The 18,261-nt window shown below is 70.1% G+C and carries 13 protein-coding genes; 10 read left to right on the forward strand and 3 right to left on the reverse strand.

Annotated features, from left to right (window positions below; all coding sequences use genetic code 11):
- Positions 1 to 158: 158 nt before the first annotated feature.
- The 3 genes from BUQ68_RS12055 to pyc all read left to right on the forward strand — a co-directional run bounded on the left by BUQ68_RS12055 (position 159) and on the right by pyc (position 7,595).
- Positions 159 to 1,742 (forward strand): OpgD/OpgG family glucan biosynthesis protein, encoded by a 1,584-nt coding sequence (locus tag BUQ68_RS12055; RefSeq protein ID WP_095407332.1) that lies wholly within the window; start codon positions 159 to 161, stop codon positions 1,740 to 1,742.
- A complete protein-coding gene (gene mdoH, locus BUQ68_RS12060; RefSeq protein WP_210215632.1) occupies positions 1,730 to 3,910 on the forward strand; it encodes a glucans biosynthesis glucosyltransferase MdoH in 2,181 nt (726 codons plus the stop codon). The genes BUQ68_RS12055 and mdoH overlap by 13 nt, the downstream gene beginning before the upstream one ends.
- 244 nt (positions 3,911 to 4,154) lie before the next feature.
- Positions 4,155 to 7,595 (forward strand): pyruvate carboxylase, encoded by a 3,441-nt coding sequence (gene pyc / locus BUQ68_RS12065; RefSeq protein ID WP_075216223.1) that lies wholly within the window; start codon positions 4,155 to 4,157, stop codon positions 7,593 to 7,595.
- Between the two features lie 28 nt (positions 7,596 to 7,623).
- Here the strand turns inward: pyc and BUQ68_RS12070 are convergent, their stop codons facing one another.
- The gene (locus BUQ68_RS12070) at positions 7,624 to 8,934 is read right to left on the reverse strand and encodes an FAD-binding domain-containing protein (protein ID WP_075216224.1); all 1,311 of its coding nucleotides are present in this window, start codon (positions 8,932 to 8,934) and stop codon (positions 7,624 to 7,626) included.
- A 127-nt stretch (positions 8,935 to 9,061) separates the two neighbouring features.
- Here BUQ68_RS12070 and BUQ68_RS12075 point away from each other — a divergent pair, with 127 nt between their 5' ends.
- From BUQ68_RS12075 to vapC, 5 genes are all read left to right on the forward strand, one after another.
- Positions 9,062 to 10,048 (forward strand): NAD(P)/FAD-dependent oxidoreductase, encoded by a 987-nt coding sequence (locus BUQ68_RS12075; RefSeq protein WP_075216225.1) that lies wholly within the window; start codon positions 9,062 to 9,064, stop codon positions 10,046 to 10,048.
- Entirely contained in the window at positions 10,045 to 10,815 is a 771-nt protein-coding gene (locus BUQ68_RS12080) for an alpha/beta fold hydrolase (protein WP_075216226.1), read from the forward strand. The genes BUQ68_RS12075 and BUQ68_RS12080 overlap by 4 nt, the downstream gene beginning before the upstream one ends.
- A 95-nt stretch (positions 10,816 to 10,910) precedes the next feature.
- Positions 10,911 to 11,408: a pyridoxamine 5'-phosphate oxidase family protein gene (locus BUQ68_RS12085; protein ID WP_075216227.1), complete on the forward strand. Its 498-nt coding sequence runs from the start codon at positions 10,911 to 10,913 to the stop codon at positions 11,406 to 11,408.
- 254 nt (positions 11,409 to 11,662) lie between these two features.
- Positions 11,663 to 11,908 carry a type II toxin-antitoxin system VapB family antitoxin gene (locus tag BUQ68_RS12090; RefSeq protein WP_075216228.1) on the forward strand — a complete coding sequence of 82 codons (246 nt, stop codon included), beginning with the start codon at positions 11,663 to 11,665 and terminating at the stop codon, positions 11,906 to 11,908.
- A complete protein-coding gene (gene vapC / locus BUQ68_RS12095) occupies positions 11,905 to 12,294 on the forward strand; it encodes a type II toxin-antitoxin system VapC family toxin (RefSeq protein ID WP_075216229.1) in 390 nt (129 codons plus the stop codon). The genes BUQ68_RS12090 and vapC overlap by 4 nt, the downstream gene beginning before the upstream one ends.
- Positions 12,295 to 12,306: 12 nt before the next feature.
- Here the strand turns inward: vapC and BUQ68_RS12100 are convergent, their stop codons facing one another.
- Positions 12,307 to 14,307 (reverse strand): protein meaA, encoded by a 2,001-nt coding sequence (locus BUQ68_RS12100; protein ID WP_075216230.1) that lies wholly within the window; start codon positions 14,305 to 14,307, stop codon positions 12,307 to 12,309.
- A gap of 501 nt (positions 14,308 to 14,808) precedes the next feature.
- Between BUQ68_RS12100 and ccrA the strand changes: the two genes are divergently transcribed.
- Both ccrA and BUQ68_RS12110 read left to right on the forward strand, forming a co-directional pair.
- The gene (gene ccrA, locus BUQ68_RS12105) at positions 14,809 to 16,092 is read left to right on the forward strand and encodes a crotonyl-CoA carboxylase/reductase (protein ID WP_075216231.1); all 1,284 of its coding nucleotides are present in this window, start codon (positions 14,809 to 14,811) and stop codon (positions 16,090 to 16,092) included.
- A 230-nt stretch (positions 16,093 to 16,322) separates the two neighbouring features.
- Positions 16,323 to 17,240: a DMT family transporter gene (locus BUQ68_RS12110; protein ID WP_075216232.1), complete on the forward strand. Its 918-nt coding sequence runs from the start codon at positions 16,323 to 16,325 to the stop codon at positions 17,238 to 17,240.
- 12 nt (positions 17,241 to 17,252) lie between these two features.
- On the opposite strand, the gene BUQ68_RS12115 is transcribed toward BUQ68_RS12110, so the two are convergent.
- A complete protein-coding gene (locus BUQ68_RS12115) occupies positions 17,253 to 18,167 on the reverse strand; it encodes a YihY/virulence factor BrkB family protein (protein ID WP_075216233.1) in 915 nt (304 codons plus the stop codon).
- Between the last annotated feature and the right edge of the window lie 94 nt (positions 18,168 to 18,261).

An 18,261-nucleotide genomic window follows, 5' to 3' on the forward strand; every position in this document is an offset into this window, starting at 1 on the left:
CGGACGGCGGGCAGCCGACAATGCCGCGGAGTCTTGCCGCGGCGCGCAAAAATCGTGGTCCGACTGACGGAGCGCGGTCCGGTTCGCGAGGCTGAACGCCTTGCCCGATCGTCTTCACCGGCCGGACCGCGGCGTACCTCTGGTCGAGTGGAGCCCCTGTGGATCTCATCAACGGAACAGCCGACGCCACCCGTCGCGACGTGCTCAAGACCGCCGCATCCGCGATCACGGCCGTGCTCCTGGCATCCGGTGTCTCGCCCGCGCTGGCGCAGGCGGCCGTGCAGGCGAACTTCGCCGTGACAGGGCGGTTCACCCGGTCGACGGTCGCCGAGACCGCCCGTGAGCTGGCCGCTTCGCCGTTCAAGCCGCTGGACGCCTCCCTGCCGGAGGTCCTGGCGCAGCTGACCTACGACCAGTACCGGGACATCCGCTTCAAGCCGGAGATGGCGGTGTGGGCCAACACCGGCCTGCCGTTCCAGATGCAGCTCTTCCACCGCGGCTTCTACTACAAGGAGCCGGTGGAGGTGGCGATCGTGGAGAACGGCGAGGCGCAGCACCTCTCCTACAATCCGGACATGTTCTCGTTGGGGCCGCTGGTGCCGAAGCCGGTGCCGACGGAGGACATCGGCTTTTCCGGCATCCGCCTGCACGGGCCGATCAACCGGCCCGACTACTACGACGAGATCGTCGTCTTCCAGGGCGCCAGCTATTTCCGCTCCCTCGGCAAGGGCCAGATCTACGGCCTCTCCGCCCGCGCCCTCGCCATCAAGACCGGCGACCCGGAGGGCGAGGAGTTCCCGCTGTTCCGCGCCTTCTGGGTGGAGACGCCGGTCGCCGGCAGCGAGACCTGTGTGGTGCACGCCCTCCTCGACAGCCCGTCCGCCACCGGCGCCTACCGCTTCACCGTGCGGCCCGGCATGCCGACCCTGATGGACGTGGAGGCGCAGCTCTTCCCCCGGGTCGATCTGCAGCGCATCGGCCTTGCGCCCGGCACGTCCATGTTCTTCTTCTCGCCGAACGGGCGGGAGAACGTGGACGACTTCCGCCCGCAGGTGCACGACAGCGACGGCCTCCTCATGGTCACCGGCCGCGGCGAGCGCCTGTGGCGTCCGCTCGCCAACCCGTCCGACCTGCAGATCTCCGCCTTCGTCGACCGCAGCCCGCGCGGTTTCGGCCTGATCCAGCGCGACCGGGACTTCGAGAGCTACCAGGACCTGGAAGCCGCCTACGAGCGGCGGCCGAGCCTCTTCGTGGAGCCCGTCGGCGACTGGGGCCCCGGCGCCGTGACGCTGGTCGAGATCCCCACCAACGCGGAGATCCACGACAACATCGTGGCCTTCTGGTCGCCCCAGGAGACCATCCCGGCCGGCTCGGAATACTCCTACGCCTACCGGCTCGCCTGGGGCGGAGAGCCCGGCATGGCGCTCGGCTCGGCGGTGGTGCACGCCACAAGGTCCGGCCGCGCCGACATCGGCCAGCCGACGCCGGAACGGCTGTTCGTGATCGACTACACCTTCGCGGCGGGCGTGGATCGGGCCAAGCTCGGCGCCCCGAAGGCGACGGTGAACGCCTCCAAGGGCACCATCCGCAACGTGGTGATCCACGACAACCCGGCCATCCAGGGGCTCAGGGTCTCGTTCCAGCTCGACCCGCAGAACGAACCCCTGATCGAACTGCGCGCCAACCTGACCTTCGAAACCGGCGCGCCGGCGGAAACGTGGGTGTACCGATGGACCGCGTAATCAGCCTCGTCGCCGACCCCACCGACGGAAACGCCCTGGCGCTGCCGGGCATGCCGCCCGAGACGCCCGGTCCGATGCCGGCGCAGCGTCTCGACGCCTTCGACCGCGCCGGGCGCCGGGACCTCGTCGATCCCCGGTCCCGGTCGAGCCGGCTGAAGCGGTTCCTCGTGATGGGCGGCTCGCTGGCGCTGATCGCCTATGCGGTCCTTGAGATGAAGGGCGTTCTCTCCATCGGCGACCTAACGCCGATCGAGGCGGTGGTCCTGGTGCTCTTCGCCATCACCTTCTCGTGGATCGCCATCTCCTTCGTCGCCTCGATCGCCGGCTTCGCCACGCTGGTCCGCCGCCGCCTGATGCCGCCACGCCCGTTGCCCGCCGGGCCGCTGGAGCGGCGGACGGCCATGCTGATGCCGACCTACAATGAGGATCCGTCGCGCATCTTCGCCGCCATCGAGGCGATGGCCGCGTCGGTCCACGACCTCGGCCAGGGCCACGCCTTCGACTGGTTCGTGCTCGCCGACACCACCGACCCGGAGATCGCCCTCAAGGAGGAGGCCGCGCTGATCGCCGCCCGCCAGCGGCTCGGCGACAAGGCGCGCATCTACTATCGGCGCCGGCGCAACAACACCGCCAAGAAGGCCGGCAACGTCGCCGACTTCTGCCGCCGCTGGGGCCGCGGCTACGACCATCTGCTGGTGCTCGACGCCGACAGCCTGATGGATGCCGGGACCATCGTGGAACTCGCCCGCCGCATGGAGGCGGACCCGGACGCCGGCCTCATCCAGACCATCCCCATGCTGGTGAACGGCACTACCGTCGTCGCCCGCCTGCAGCAGTTCGCCGGGCGGGTCTACGGGCCGATCGTCGGCACCGGCCTTTCCTGGTGGGTGCAGAAGGAAGGCAACTTCTGGGGCCACAACGCCATCCTGCGCACGGAGGCCTTCATGTCGGCCGCCGGCCTGCCGGACCTTCCCGGCAAGCCGCCGTTCGGCGGCCACATCCTCTCCCACGACTTCGTGGAGGCGGCGCTGATCCGCCGTGCCGGCTGGACGGTCATCATCGCGGACGATCTCTCCGGCTCGTTCGAGGAGAGCCCGCCCTCGCTGGTCGATCTCGCCGTCCGCGACCGTCGCTGGTGCCAGGGCAACCTCCAGCACGCCAAGGTGATCGGCGCCAAGGGGCTGCACTGGGTGAGCCGGATGCACCTCCTCACCGGTATCATGTCCTACGCGGCCTCGCCGCTCTGGCTGCTCCTCATCCTCGCCGGTCTCGCCCTCTCGCTGCAGGCCCACTTCATCCGGCCGGAATACTTCAAGGACGAGTTCCAGCTCTTCCCGTCCTGGCCGCGCATCGACCCGGAGCGCGCGCTCGCCCTCTTCGGCCTCACCATGGGCATCCTGTTCGGGCCGAAGATCATGGGGCTCATCGCCTTCATGCTGGATTCCAAGGCCCGCAAGGCCTCCGGCGGCGTCCTCGGGCTCCTCGGCAGCTTCCTCTTCGAGGTGATCGTCTCCGCGCTGATCGCCCCGATCATGATGCTGATCCAGACTGGGGCCATCTCGGAGATCCTGATGCGGCGCGACGCCGGCTGGAAGCCGCAGCGGCGCGACGACGGCGGGCTGCCGGTGATCGACCTCATCCACCGCCACCGCTGGCACATGATCAGCGGCATCGCCCTGGCGGCCGCGGCCCTCGCCGACAGCTGGGTGCTGCTCGCCTGGCTGTCGCCGGCCGTCGCCGGCCTGGTGCTGGCCGTGCCGATCTCCGCCCTCACCGGTTCCGCACCCGTCGGCCGGGCGATCCGCCGCCTCGGCCTCCTGCGCACGCCCGAGGAGAGCGCCCCGCCGGAGATCCGCGGCCGGATGGAAGCGGTCAGGCCCGCCTACGAGACGGCGCTCGACCGTACCCCGGACGTGGTCCGGCTCGTCTCCGACCCGGCCTGGCGGCGCGCCCACCTCGCCCTCGTGGACAAGCTGCCGGACCGGCCGCGCGGCAAGGTCGATCCGCTCTCCGCCCTGGTGGCGGCGAAGATCGCCGAGGCCGACACGGTGGAGGAGGCGGTGTCCTTCCTCGATCGGCGCGAAATCGCCGCCGCCATCGCGACGCCGAAGCTCGTCGAGGCGCTCGCCCGCCTGCCGATCCGCCGCGCCGAGGCGGCCGCGGAGTAAGGCTCCGGCCCGCCCGCGCAGCCGGGCGAGCGCCTGGGCGTCCCGCTTTCCGCAGATCAGACATGCATCTTCTTGCGGGCACTCCCTGTGGCGGCCGGTCCTTCGGGCTTGCGCGTTCTCATCAAGGTTGATCCGGCCGGCCCTATCGCCGCAGGCCGCCGCATGCGGTCTGTTCGGGCACGAGCGCATCAACTAAAAGGATTTGAGCCAAGGCAAGGTCAGCGTTTCCTTTGGGGGGCCCAGGGTGGCAATCAAGAAGTTACTCGTCGCGAACCGCTCCGAAATCGCCATCCGCGTCTTTCGGGCCGCCAACGAACTGGGCCTGCAGACGGTGGCGGTCTTCGCCGAGGAGGACAAGCTCGCGCTGCACCGGTTCAAGGCCGACGAGGCCTACCAGATCGGCAAGGGTCTCGGCCCCATCGAGGCTTACCTCAACATTCCCGAGGTGATCCGCGTCGCCGTGGAGAGCGGCGCCGACGCCATCCACCCGGGCTACGGCCTCCTCTCGGAAAGCCCGGAGTTCGCCGAGGCCTGCGCGGAGGCCGGCATCGTCTTCATCGGCCCGTCGCCCGCCACCATGCGCCAGCTCGGCAACAAGGTGGCGGCGCGCAACCTCGCCATCTCGGCCGGCGTGCCGGTGATGCCGGCGACCGATCCGCTGCCCGACGACATGGAGGTGGTGAAGACCGAGGCCCGCCGCATCGGCTATCCGGTCATGCTGAAGGCCTCCTGGGGCGGCGGCGGTCGCGGCATGCGGGTGATCCGCGACGAGGCGACGCTTCTCAAGGAGGTGACCACCGCCAAGCGCGAAGCCAAGGCGGCCTTCGGCAAGGACGAGGTCTATCTGGAGAAGCTCGTCGAGCGCGCCCGCCATGTGGAGGTGCAGATCCTCGGCGACAAGCACGGCGAGGTGGTCCACCTCTTCGAGCGCGACTGCTCGGTCCAGCGCCGGCACCAGAAGGTGGTGGAGCGCGCCCCCGCGCCCTACCTGACCGACGCCCAGCGGGACGAACTCACCGCCCACGCGGTGAAGATCGGCAAGGCGACCAACTATTACGGCGCCGGCACGGTGGAGTTCCTGATGGACTCCGACACCGGCGCCTTCTACTTCATCGAGGTCAACCCGCGCATCCAGGTGGAGCACACGGTCACCGAGGAGGTGACCGGCATCGACATCGTCAAGGCGCAGATCCACATCCTGGAAGGCGCGCGCATCGGCACGCCGGAGTCCGGGGTGCCGCCCCAGGCGGCCATCGTCCTCAACGGCCACGCGGTCCAGTGCCGCATCACCACCGAGGACCCGGAGCAGAACTTCATCCCGGACTACGGTCGCATCACCGCATACCGGGCGGCCTCCGGCTTCGGCATCCGGCTCGACGGCGGCACCGCCTACGCGGGCGCCTTCATTACCCGCTTCTACGACCCGCTGCTGGAAAAGCTCACCGCCTGGGCGCCGTCCCCCGAAGAGGCGATTCTCCGCATGCAGCGGGCGCTCCGCGAGTTCCGCATCCGCGGCGTCGCCACCAACCTCACCTTCCTCGACAACATCATCAGCCACCCGAAATTCCAGGCGAACCGCTACACCACGCGCTTCATCGACGAGACGCCGGAGCTGTTCGTCAGCGTCAAGCGGCGCGACCGGGCGACCAAGATCCTCACCTACATCGCCGACGTGACGGTGAACGGCCACCCGGAGACGCGCAAGCGCGCCCGGCCCGCCGCGCTCGTCCGGTCGGAGGCGCCCGTCTTCAAGGCGCCGATCCAGCCCGGCACCCGCGACCTCCTGAAGGCGCGCGGCCCGAAGGCGCTCGCCACCTGGATGCGCGACGAGACCCGGGTACTCATCACCGACACCACCATGCGCGACGGCCACCAGTCGCTGCTCGCCACGCGCATGCGCACCTATGACGTGGCGGCGGTGGCGGAGGCCTACGCGCGCGCGCTTCCCGGCCTCTTTTCGCTGGAATGCTGGGGCGGCGCCACCTTCGACGTCGCCATGCGCTTCCTCACGGAGGATCCGTGGGAGCGGCTCGCCCTCGTCCGAGACCGGGCGCCCAACATCCTCCTCCAGATGCTGCTGCGCGGCTCCAACGGCGTCGGCTACACCAACTACCCGGACAACGTGGTCCGCTATTTCGTCGCCCAGGCGGCGTCGAGCGGCGTCGACGTGTTCCGCGTGTTCGACTGCCTGAACTGGGTGGAGAACATGCGCGTCGCCATGGACGCGGTGCTCGACGCCGACAAGGTGTGCGAGGCGGCGATCTGCTACACCGGCGACATCCTCGATCCGGCCCGTGCCAAGTACGACCTGAAATACTACGTGGCTCTCGCCAAGGAACTGGAGCGCGCCGGCGCCCACGTGATCGGCATCAAGGACATGGCGGGCCTCCTGAAGCCGAACGCCGCCCGGGTGCTGTTCCGGGCGCTCCGCGAGGCGACCGACCTGCCGCTCCACTTCCACACCCACGACACCTCCGGCATCGCCGCGGCGAGCGTGCTCGCCGCCGTGGAGGAGGGCGTCGACGCGGTGGACGCCGCCATGGACGCCTTCTCGGGCACCACCTCGCAGCCCTGCCTCGGCTCCATAGTGGCCGCCCTGGAAGGCAGCGCCCGCGACACCGGCCTCGACCAGGCCGCCATCCGGCGCATCTCCTTCTACTGGGAGAGCGTGCGCAACACCTATGCGGCCTTCGAGAGCGATCTCAAGGGGCCGGCATCGGAAGTCTATCTCCACGAGATGCCCGGCGGCCAGTTCACCAACCTCAAGGAGCAGGCCCGGTCGCTCGGCCTTGAAGCCCGCTGGCACGAGGTGGCGCAGACCTACGCGGACGTCAACCGGCTGTTCGGCGACATCGTCAAGGTGACGCCGTCGTCCAAGGTGGTCGGCGACATGGCGCTTCTCATGGTGTCGTCGGGCCTGACGCCGGACGACGTGGTGAACCCGGCCAAGGACGTGGCCTTCCCGGACAGCGTCGTCCAGATGTTCAAGGGCGACCTCGGGCAGCCGCCCGGCGGCTGGCCGGCTGCCCTGCAGCGCAAGATCCTGAAGGGCGAGGAGCCGCTCACCGCCCGGCCGGGCTCGCTCCTGCCGCCGGCGGACCTCGATTCCGTGCGGGTGGACCTCGCCCAGAAGATCGGCGCCACGCCGACCGACGAGGATCTCGCCTCCTATCTCATGTACCCGAAGGTGTTCTCCGACTTCGCCAAGGCCCGCGACACCTACGGGCCCACCTCGACGCTGCCGACCGCCGTCTACTTCTACGGCATGGCGCCCGGCGACGAGCTGACCGTGGAGCTGGAGAAGGGCAAGTCGCTGGTGGTCATCTGCCAGGCGATCGGCGAGGCGGACGACGACGGCATGGTGCGCGTCTTCTTCGAGCTGAACGGCCAGCCGCGCATGGTGAAGGTGCCGGACCGCAGCCTCGCCGCCGCCGGCAAGGGCGTACGCCGCAAGGCCGAGGAGGGCAATCCGAACCACTTGGCCGCCCCGATGCCGGGCGTCGTCTCCACGCTCGCCGTCAAGGCGGGCCAGGCCGTGAAGGCCGGCGACGTGCTCCTCTCCATCGAGGCCATGAAGATGGAGACCTCCATCCATGCCGAGCGCGACGGCACCATCGCCGAGGTGGTGGTGACCGCCGGCGCCCAGATCGACGCCAAGGACCTCCTTGTGGTCTACGCCGCCTGACGCGGCTGAGCCCCTTCTCCGGCCGGCGTCACGCCGGTCGGATCCCCGCCTGCTCGAGCAGCCGGGGGATCGTCTCGCGAAAGGCGAAATAGCCCTTGGTGGCATGGCGATGGGCCCGCGTGTCCCACGCCCGCCGCACCCGGAGCAGCGGGATGCCGGTCTCGGCCAGCGCCGCCTCGACGGCCTCCAGCCAGTCCGCCACCGGCCCCACCGGCGCATAGGCGGTGACGACAGCCTCAAGGCCCGATCGATCCGCCCAGGCGACCACGGCCTCGGGCGCCGCGTCGTCGGCGAGGCGCTCCACCGCGGCGGACGGAAGGGCCGCGCCCGCCCGGGCGAGCGCGTCCCTCATGGCGCCGTCGAGAAAGGCGCGCGCCACGGCGCCGATCGGCGGATCGCCGGCGCGTGGCGCGCCGGCCCGCGCCCGGGCGGCCGGATGGACCGCGCCCGCCACGGCGGCCACCGCCGCAGGATCGAGCCCCAGGCTCTCCGGCGCCAGATCCTCCTCCGTCACCAGCAGACCCACCGCGTCCGCGGGCCGCAGCCGCGGCGCGCCGGCCGTCTCGGAAAGGTCCGGCGGCGTGAGATCCGCGGGCGGCAGGCCGCGCGGCGGCGGCAGCGGTGCTTCCTCCAGGGCCTCGGCCATGGCGGCAAGGCCGGTCGGGCAGAAGCGCCCGCCGGTGAAGGCCGCGATGTTCTCCGCCGTCGCCAGATAGGTCTTGCCCGGCGTTTGCAGCCCGGCGACCCAGCGCCAGGAGAGGGTGTTGGAGGCCGGATCCGCGTCGACCAGATGGCGCAGGAAGAGGTCGGCCCCCAGCACCCAGGGCAGCTTCAGCGTAAAGATCCAGATGCTGGCGAACCACATGCGGGCGTGGTTGTGCAGCGAGCCGGTCGCGGCAAGTTCGGCCGCGAACGCGTCGAAGGCGTCGATGCCGGTTTGGCCCGCCACCGCGGCGGCGTAGCGGTCCGAAAGCGCCAGGTCGGCGTCAAGCGCCTCGACGGCCTTGGTGAGGTCCACCTCGTAGCGCCGCCATGGCTCCGGCCGCAGTTCCAGCCAGCCCTTCCAGTAGGTCCGCCACATCACCTCGCCGACGAAGCGGGCGGAGAGACGCGGGCCGTGGCGGCCGACGGCCGGGCGCAGCACCTCCTCCTCCAGGATCAGCCGGTGCCGGACGTAGGGCGACAGCCGCGACACGGTGGCGGCCGCGCCGGGGCCGTGGTCATGGTTGCGCCCAGCCGCATAGGCCTCGCCCGCCCGGGGCAGGAAGGCCCGCAGCCGGTCGATGGCGGCGGCGCGGGTGGGTGGAAAAACAACCGGGTTGTCGGCGACGTCCAACATGCTGCATGACTCGCTCGGTGAAATCGGGTGACGGTGACCGCTGGCGGAAACGGAGCGATGCCGTTCCATATAGGACAGCGCGTGGATCCGTCCCGGGTTGCGCGTCGTCTTCCGGCAAGGAGCCTCCATGGCCGAGTCTGATCTGAGACCTCTCGAGGGCGTCGCGGTGGCGGTGGTGGGTGCCGGCATCGCCGGGCTCACGGCCGCGCGCAAGCTCGCCAAGGCCGGGGCGATCGTCCAGGTGTTCGAGAAGAGCCGCGGCATCGGCGGGCGGCTCGCCACCCGCCGCACCGAGGGCGGCCCCATCGACCACGGGGCGCAGTATTTCACCGCCCGCGAGCCCGCCTTCAAGGCCTGGGTGGCGCGGGCGAAGCTGGAAGGGGCGGCCGCCTCCTGGGCGCCGCGCGGCAAGGACGGCGAGGACGACTGGCTGGTCGGCATGCCCGGCATGAGCGGCCTCGTGACAGCGCTCGTCGACGGCTACAAGGTCGCCAACGAGAAGCGAGTGACGGCCATCGCCGAGGCGGACGGCGCCATGACGCTGACCTTCGAGGACGGCACCACGATCGCCGGATTCCAGCGCGTCGTGGTGGCGGTGCCCGCTCCCCAGGCGGCGACGCTGGTGGCGCCGTTCGGCGCCCCCTTCGAGCGGATCGGCGAGGCGGTGATGGCTCCGTGCTGGACCTTGATGCTCGCCCTCGACGCCCCGTTCGACCCGGGGTTCGACGTGGTCCGCGACCAGGGCGCCCTGCAGTGGATCGCCCGCGCCTCGTCGAAGCCCGGCCGCCAGGGCGACACGCTGGTGGCGCAGGCGAGCACCGCATGGTCGCGCGAGCACCTGGAGGACGCCGCCGAGAGCGTGACCGCCGACCTCCTCGCCATGCTCGCGGCGGCGGTCGGCCCGCTGCCGGCGCGCCGCTACGAGGCGGTGCACCGCTGGCGCTACGCGCTCGTGGAAAAGGCCGTCGGCGAAACCTTCCTCCTCTCCTCGGACGGTCGGATCGGCGTCTGCGGCGACTGGCTGGTCGCCCCTCGGGTGGAAAGCGCCTGGGCCTCCGGCGACAGCCTTGCCGACGCCATGGTGGCCCGCACCCTGCAGGCCGCCGGCGCGTGACGGCGGCGCTGCCCTTCATCGCCCACGGGGAGGCGGGCGACCGGCCGCCGATCGTCTTCCTGCACGGCTTTGCCGGCGACGGGCTCGGCTGGGCGAACGTGCAGCTGGCGCTCGCGCGCCGGCGCCGCTCGCTCGCCTTCGACCTGCCGGGCCACGGCCGGGCCCTCGCCTGGCCGGAGGTGGGGCACGCGGGTCTTGCCGCCAAGGCGGTCACGGCCAGCCTCGATGCTCTCGACCTGCCGCGTGTCCATCTGGTCGGCCATTCCATGGGCGGGGCGGTGGCGAGCCTGATCGCGCTTCGCGCGCCCGAGCGGATCGCCAGCCTCACCCTGGTGGCGCCCGGCGGCTTCGGCCCGGAGATCGCCCACCGCACGCTCCGGGCGTTCGCGGCCGCGCGGCGCGAGGCGGAGATCGCGCCGCTTCTCGACCAGTTCTTCGGCTTCGACCGGCCGCCGCCCCGGCGCATGGCGGCGCAGATCGCGCTCGCCCGCGACGAGCCCGGCCGCTGCGAAGCCCTGGCCGTCGTCGCCGATGCCATCCTGGACGGCACCCGCCAGAAGACCGTGGACCGGGCGGCGCTCGGTGATCTGCCGGTGCCGGTAAAGGTGATCTGGGGCCTGCAGGACCGCATCCTCCCGTGCCGGCAGGCGGACGGGCTTGCCGGCACCATCGCGGTGCACCGGTTCGAGGGCGTCGGCCACATGCCGCACCTGGAGGCGCATCAGGCCGTTGCCCGCCTCATCGGCGAACAGATCGCGGCCGCCTGAGCCCCCGGCCGCATCATCCCGCTACCGGTCGCCGCCCGGAACTTCACCCGCCCTCATGCGTCCTACCTCTCGGAACCCGAACCCCGGAGGACGACATGGACGTGAAGACCGACGCCGCAGCCAAGCAGAAGGTGTGGGATCTCATCGGCAAGGTGAAGGTCGCCATGATGGCCACCCACGCCGGCGGTGACCACATGCACGCCCGCCCCATGGTGGCGACCCAGAAGGAGTTCGACGGCGTCATCTGGTTCTTCACCGACAAGAACAGCCACAAGGTGGACCAGGTGGAGGGCGACCACCGGGTGCTCCTCACCTACGCGGACTGGGACAGCCAGACCTACGTGTCGGTGGACGGCACCGCCAGCATCGTGGAAGACAAGGGCACCATCGACCAGCTGTGGCAGGAGAGCCTGCGCACCTGGTTCCCCAAGGGCAAGGACGATCCCAACATCGCCCTCATCCGGGTGGACGTGGACAACGCCGCCTATTGGGACAGCCCGTCCAGCACCATGCTGCACGCCTACGGCTACGTGAAGGCCGCCCTCACCGGCGAGCGCCCGAAGGCGGGCGACGTGGCGAAGGTGAAGTTCTAGAGCGCTTGTCCACCTGACGGACGCGTCAAGTCGACAAGGAATCGCTCCCGATCCAATGGCCTGGAGCATTCTCTCATCGACCAAGTCATGCAACGTGATCGGAGAATGCTCTAGCGGCGTTCAGGACCGTCGGGCATCGTCGAGTCCGGGTCGCTAAGTCCCGGACCCGCAGCCATTCCGCGCCTTGCATTTGTGCCGGCCCAGCCTGATGTGTATGGTCGAAGTCAGTTCTACACATCAGCCGGGCCGGCCCCATGCGCACCAACATCGACATCGACGACGAACTCCTCGCCGAGGCCATGCGGATCACCGGCCTCACGACCAAGAAGGCGGCCGTGGAGGAGGCACTCCGGCAGATCGTGCGGGAGGCCAAGCTCCGCACCGTCATCCGTGAGATGGAGGGTCTCGGCTGGGAAGGCGATCTCGAGGCCATTCGAGAAGGCTGGGGGCCGGCTGAGCCGCTGTCGGAGGAAGGCGGCCGGACCGCTCAGACCCGATGATCGTGGTCGACAGCTGCGTGTGGATCAACCAGCTGCGCGGCGCCGATACGCCGGGAACAAGAGTCCTCAAAGGTATCCGGCGACCATCCCGGATCCTCGTCGGTGACATTGTTCTTCTGGAGGTTCTTCAGGGCGCACGCACCGATGCCGAGGCTCGCCGGCTTGAGCAAGCCCTAACGTCTTTCGACACACGTCCGATGCTGGGTCCCGAGCGCGCCATCTCCGCGGCGCGCACGTTCCGTCGCCTGCGATCCCTCGGACTTACGGTCCGCAAGACCGCGGACCTCATTATCGCGGACTACTGTCTTGCCGAAGGCCATGAACTTCTGACGGACGACCGCGACTTCCAGCCCTTCGCCGAGCACTTCGGCCTGACCCTGCTGTGACGGCGCGCGCCGTCACGCCGCCTGGCGAAGCCCCGCGCCGACGATCCGCACGATGTCGGCCATGATGTCGGTCAGCTGGAAGTCCTTCGGCGTGTAGACCGCCGCGACCCCCATTGCCTTCAGCGCCTCCGCGTCGTCCGGCGGGATGATGCCGCCGACCACCACGGGCACGTCGTCGAGACCGTTCTCGCGCATGCGGGCCATCACCTCGCGCACCAGCGGCACGTGGCTGCCGGAAAGGATGGAGAGGCCGACCACGTGCACGCTCTCTTCGAGCGCCGCGTTGACGATCTCCGCCGGGGTGAGGCGGATGCCCTCGTAGACCACCTCCATGCCGCAGTCGCGGGCGCGGACGGCGATCTGCTCGGCGCCGTTGGAGTGGCCGTCGAGGCCCGGCTTGCCGACCAGGAACTTCAGCCGCCGGCCGAGCGCGTCCGAGACGGCATCGACGGAGGCGCGCACCGCCTCGATCTCGCCCGCGGAGGCGGATGCGGCGGCGCCGACGCCGGTCGGCGCGCGGTACTCGCCGAACACCTGCCGGAGCGTGCGGCCCCACTCGCCGGTGGTGACGCCGGCCTTGGCGGCGGCAATCGACGGCTCCATGATGTTGCGCCCTTCCGCGGCGGCGCTTCGCAGCGCCTCCAGGGCGGCTTCGACCGCCTTGGCGTCGCGGCCGGCCCGCCAGGCCTTCACCGCCTCGATCGCCTCGGCCTCCACGTGCTCGGGCACGGTCAGGATGCCGCCGTCGGCGCCGGCGGCCAGCGGCGAGGGCTCCGTCTCGGTGTATTTGTTCACGCCCACCACCACCTGGTCGCCGCTCTCGATGGCGGCGAGGCGGCGGGTGTTGCTCTCCACCAGGGCGCGCTTCATGTAGCCGCTCTCCACCGCGGCGACGGCGCCGCCCATGGCGTGGATCCGGTCCAGTTCCTCGCGCGCCTCGGCCTTCAGCGCCTCCACCTTGGCGGTCATCACGGTGGAGCCGTCGAAGATGTCGCCGTGCTCCAGGAGATCCGTCTCGAAGGCCATGATCTGCTGCATCCGCAGCGACCACTGCTGGTCCCACGGGCGCGGCAGGCCGAGCGCCTCGTTCCAGGCCGGCAGCTGCACCGCGCGGGCGCGGGCGTTCTTGGAGAGCACCACGGCCAGCATCTCGATCAGGATGCGGGTGACGTTGTTCTCCGGCTGCGGTTCGGTGAGGCCGAGGGAGTTCACCTGCACGCCGTAGCGGAAACGGCGGAGCTTGGGATCCTCCACGCCGTACCGGCTCTCCAGGATCTCGTCCCAGAGCTCGGTGAAGGCGCGCATCTTGGCGATCTCGGTGATGAAGCGCATGCCGGCGTTGACGAAGAAGGAGATGCGCGCGACCGCCTGCGGGAATTCCGCGTCCGGGATCGCACCGGAGGCCTTCATGCCGTCCAGGATGGCGCAGGCGGTGGCGAGCGCGAAGGCGAGCTCCTGCACCGGCGTCGCGCCGGCCTCCTGCAGGTGGTAGCTGCACACGTTCATCGGGTTCCACTTCGGCATCGCCGTGTAGGTCCAGGCGATGATGTCGGTGGTCAGCCGGATCGACGGCGTCGGGGCGAACACATAGGTGCCGCGCGACAGATACTCCTTGATGAGGTCGTTCTGGGTGGTGCCGTTGAGCTTGGCCCGGTCCGCCCCCTGCTCGTCCGCCGCCGCCACGTAGAGCGCCAGAAGCCAGGCGGCCGTGGCGTTGATGGTCATGGACGTGTTCATGCGTTCCAGCGGGATCTGGTCGAACAGCCGCCGCATGTCGCCGAGATGGGCGACCGGCACGCCGACCTTGCCGACCTCGCCGCGGGCGAGCACGTCGTCCGGGTCGTAGCCGGTCTGGGTCGGCAGATCGAAGGCGACGGAAAGACCCGTCTGGCCCTTGGCGAGGTTGGACCGGTAGAGCGCGTTGGAGGCGGCGGCGGTGGAATGGCCCGCATAGGTGCGGATGATCCACGGCTGGTCGCGCTTCACGGTTCCGGTCGGCGTCGTCTCGGCCATCGTGCTCTCCTCCAGGTGCCGCCGGATCCTCCCGCTTGGGCCGGCGGTCGTCCGGTCCGCCACGCTTGCCGGCCGGCCCGCGACCCTCCGTCGCTGGCCGGCGCTCCACGTCGGGACCGGTTCTTCTCGCAGTGCACTCTACAGGCCCTGTCGTCCGGCCAGGAACCCGGCCAAAAGTCGCGGGTCGATTGTCGGCGACGAGGCAAAAGACGGCGGAAACCCGGGCTCCTATCGGCGGTCCCAAGTTCTTCTGAAGCAAGGTTCAGAAAATCCTGGTGGGTGATGCGCCGCCCGATCGGGCAACACTTCGGCCCAACGGTCCGCGAACAGGACGGGGGCCGGGATCCGCACAAGGTCGTATGGTGCCGGCTTGGCAGGTCACCCAAGATCATCGCAGTGCAGCATGACCGGGGCGGCAACACCCCGCCCGGCACTGAACCCCGGCAGAGGCGCGCCACCTGAACGAGCGCGACCGGCCAAGACCTGAGGAAAGGAAACGACATGACCGCGGTGCAACCCAAGCCCGTCGAACCGCCGCTCAAGGACCTCTACGACGTTGGCGAGATCCCGCCGCTCGGCCACGTGCCGTCGAAGATGTGGGCATGGGCCATCCGCAAGGAGCGGCACGGCCCGCCCGAGACCGCCATGCAGCTCGAAGTCGTCCCCACCTGGGAGATCGACTCGAACGAGGTGCTGGTGCTCGTGATGGCCGCCGGCATCAACTACAACGGCGTCTGGGCCTCGCTCGGCAAGCCGATCTCGCCGTTCGATGGCCACAAGCAGCCCTATCACATCGCCGGATCGGACGCCTCGGGCATCGTCTGGGCAGTGGGCTCCAAGGTCACCCGCTGGAAGGTGGGCGACGAGGTGGTCGTCCACTGCAACCAGGACGCCGGCGACGACGAGGAGTGCAACGGCGGCGACCCGATGCTCTCGCCCACCCAGCGCATCTGGGGCTACGAGACCCACGACGGGTCCTTCGCCCAGTTCTGCAGGGTGCAGAGCCGCCAGCTGCTGGCCCGTCCGAAGCACCTCACCTGGGAGGAGGCGGCGAGCTACACGCTGACGCTCGCCACCGCCTACCGCATGCTCTACGGCCATGCGCCGCACACCCTGAAGCCCGGCCAGAACGTGCTCGTGTGGGGCGCTTCCGGCGGCCTCGGCGTGTTCGCGGTGCAGATCTGCGCGGCGGTCGGCGCCAACGCCATCGGCGTCATCTCCGACGAGAGCAAGCGCGACTACGTCATGGGCCTCGGCGCCAAGGGCGTGATCAACCGCAAGGACTTCACGTGCTGGGGCCAGCTCCCGGCCGTCGGCTCTCCGGAGTACGACACCTGGTTCGCCGAGGCGCGCAAGTTCGGCAAGGCCATCTGGGACATCACCGGCAAGGGCAACAACGTCGACATCGTGTTCGAGCACCCGGGCGAGAGCACCTTCCCGGTGTCCTCCTTCGTGGTGAAGCGCGGTGGCATGGTGGTGTTCTGCGCCGGCACCACCGGCTTCAACATCACGTTCGACGCCCGCTACGTCTGGATGCACCAGAAGCGCATCCAGGGCTCGCACTTCGCCCACCTGAAGCAGGCGAGCGAAGCCAACCGCTTCGTGCTCGACCGGCGCGTCGACCCGTGCATGTCGGAGGTGTTCGCCTGGGATCAGATCCCGGCCGCCCACACCAAGATGTGGCGGAACGAGCATGCCCCCGGCAACATGGCCGTGCTCGTCAGCGCGCCGAAGACCGGCCTCGTCTCCTTCGAGGACGTGCTGGAGGCGAGCGCCAACCGCTGATCGTCCCGGCCCACCGGCCGGCGATCCGCCTCCATCCGCCCGGCGCTTCGGCCGGCGATCCAGTGACCCAAGGGGGTGGCCCGGCAGCGGGCCGCCCTTTTTTCGTCAGGGGTCGCGCCCGGGTTGACCCTGCGGGTGACCGCCAGGGCGAAAGTCCTTGTCGGAATTCGGCATTGTGCGCCGGCCGCACCGCCCGTAGACGGTGTGTCCCCGTTTCCCGCGGAGACAGCATGGCCCGCACCGCGTCCCCCGTCGTTCTCGCCCGTGCGGATCCGCCGCTGGTGCGCCTTGCGCCCGCGGTCTTCGTCGCCCTCTGGTCCACGGGCTTCATCGCGGCGAAGTTCGGCGCGCCCGTGGCCGGACCCTTCTCGCTGCTGGCGCTCCGCATGGTGCTGGTGGTGCCGCTCCTCGCCGGGCTGGCCGTCGCCCTGAAGGCGCCCTGGCCGCGCGGTTGGCCGGTCATCCACGCCATGGTGGCGGGCGCGCTCATCCACGGGGTCTATCTCGGCGGCATCTTCTATGCGGTCAAGCACGGCCTGCCGGCCGGACTGTCGGGTCTGGTGGTGGGTCTCCAGCCCATCCTGACCGCGCTTTTTGCCCGCGCCATGCTGGGCGAGCGGCTCGGCCGCACGAAGACGCTCGGCCTTGCCCTCGGGCTCGTCGGCCTCGCTCTCGTCTTCCTGCCAAAGCTCACCGGGGCCGGCCTTGGCGCTGGCCCGGGGGCGACCCTCGATCCGGTGGTGATGCTCGTCGCCTTCGGCGCGGTGGCGGCGATCGCCTTCGGCACCGTCTACACCAAGTGGGCGGGCGGCGGCGCGGCCCTGGTGCCGGGCACGGCGCTGCAGTTCGTCGGCGCCGCCGTGGTGGTCACCCCCCTCGCGGCCGCCGAAGGCTTCGCCTACGTGCCGTCCCTGCAGCTTGCCCTCGTCACGGCCTGGCTGGTGGTGGTGCTCTCCATCGGGGCGGTGCTCATCATGCTCTGGCTGATGCGCCGCGGCGCCGTCTCGTCCGTCGCCTCGCTCTTCTACCTCGTCCCGCCCACCACGGCCGTGTTCGCCTGGATCGCCTTCGGCGAAACCCTCGCCCCCATCCAGATCGCCGGCACGGTTCTGGTCGTCGTCGCCGTCCGGCTGGCCACGCGGGGCTGATCGGCTTCTCGCTCAGCGCCCCGCGTCCGCCTCCGCCGGTTCCGTCGGCACCTCGCCGTGGCTTGCCAGTTGCTCCACCAGGGGCTCCATCTTCTTGTGCTCGATGCGGGCGGCGTTGATGGAGGCGCCGAAGAGCAGGATTGCGGCGATCAGGTAGAGGAAGACGAGGGCGGTCATCACGCCGGCAAGGCCGGCATAGGTGGAGGCGTAGTTGCCGAAGTTGGAGAGGTAGGTGGCAAAGCCCACGCCGCCGAGGATCCAGGCGCTGAGGGTGATCACGACTCCGGGCAGCACCTCGCCCAGCGTCCGTCGGCCGGACGGCAGCCACATGTGGGCGATGAGGAGGGCGCCGCCGAGGATGGTGAGCGTGCCGCCCCAGCGCAGGATCGCGAAGGTGCGGCCGAACTCCTCCACGATCGGCAGTTCCACCACCACCCAGTGCCAGGCGACGGGGGCGACGACCACGAAGATGCCGAGGGTGAGGAGGGCGAACGAGCCGATCACCACGAAGCCGATGCTCTCCAGCCGGAGAAGCACGAAGGACCGCTCCTCCAGGCAGCCGTAGGCCCGGTTGAGGCCGACGCGCAGCGCCTCCACGCCGTTCGACGCGAACCAGACGGCGAGCGCCACGCCGATGGTCAGGAGGTCGCCGCGCGGAATGAGCAGCACGCTGTTCACCTCCTTGGCGATCGGCGCCGCGATCGCCTGGGGCACGGCGGCGAAGATCAGGTCCACCACGGTCTGCGCCAGATCGGTCAGGTTGAGGAAGGACGCCACCGCCGTCAGGAAGATCAGGAACGGAAACATGGCCATCAGCGCCGTCAGCGCCACATGGCTTGCAATCGCCCAGCCGTCCGTCCTGTTGAACTGGTCGACTGCCGTCCAGAGGACTGCGATGGACTGCCGCAGCCACTTGGTCGGTGCCATCGATCATCCTTTCCGGGCCAGAGCATTCTCCGACCGCGTTGTAAGACTTGGTCGCTCGGAGAAGGCTCCAGACTACTGAATCTGGAGCGGTATC

This window comes from Mongoliimonas terrestris (genome assembly GCF_001927285.1).
Lineage (GTDB): Bacteria > Pseudomonadota > Alphaproteobacteria > Rhizobiales > Pleomorphomonadaceae > Chthonobacter > Chthonobacter terrestris.

What these genes read in the sequence shown, in the direction of transcription:
- mdoH (WP_210215632.1), top strand. Translation starts at nt 1,730, where the DNA reads ATGGACCGCGTAATCAGCCTCGTCGCCGACCCCACCGACGGAAACGCC.
- BUQ68_RS12070 (WP_075216224.1), bottom strand. Translation starts at nt 8,934, where the DNA reads ATGTTGGACGTCGCCGACAACCCGGTTGTTTTTCCACCCACCCGCGCC.
- BUQ68_RS12075 (WP_075216225.1), top strand. Translation starts at nt 9,062, where the DNA reads ATGGCCGAGTCTGATCTGAGACCTCTCGAGGGCGTCGCGGTGGCGGTG.
- BUQ68_RS12085 (WP_075216227.1), top strand. Translation starts at nt 10,911, where the DNA reads ATGGACGTGAAGACCGACGCCGCAGCCAAGCAGAAGGTGTGGGATCTC.
- BUQ68_RS12090 (WP_075216228.1), top strand. Translation starts at nt 11,663, where the DNA reads ATGCGCACCAACATCGACATCGACGACGAACTCCTCGCCGAGGCCATG.
- vapC (WP_075216229.1), top strand. Translation starts at nt 11,905, where the DNA reads ATGATCGTGGTCGACAGCTGCGTGTGGATCAACCAGCTGCGCGGCGCC.
- BUQ68_RS12100 (WP_075216230.1), bottom strand. Translation starts at nt 14,307, where the DNA reads ATGGCCGAGACGACGCCGACCGGAACCGTGAAGCGCGACCAGCCGTGG.
- ccrA (WP_075216231.1), top strand. Translation starts at nt 14,809, where the DNA reads ATGACCGCGGTGCAACCCAAGCCCGTCGAACCGCCGCTCAAGGACCTC.
- BUQ68_RS12110 (WP_075216232.1), top strand. Translation starts at nt 16,323, where the DNA reads ATGGCCCGCACCGCGTCCCCCGTCGTTCTCGCCCGTGCGGATCCGCCG.
- BUQ68_RS12115 (WP_075216233.1), bottom strand. Translation starts at nt 18,167, where the DNA reads ATGGCACCGACCAAGTGGCTGCGGCAGTCCATCGCAGTCCTCTGGACG.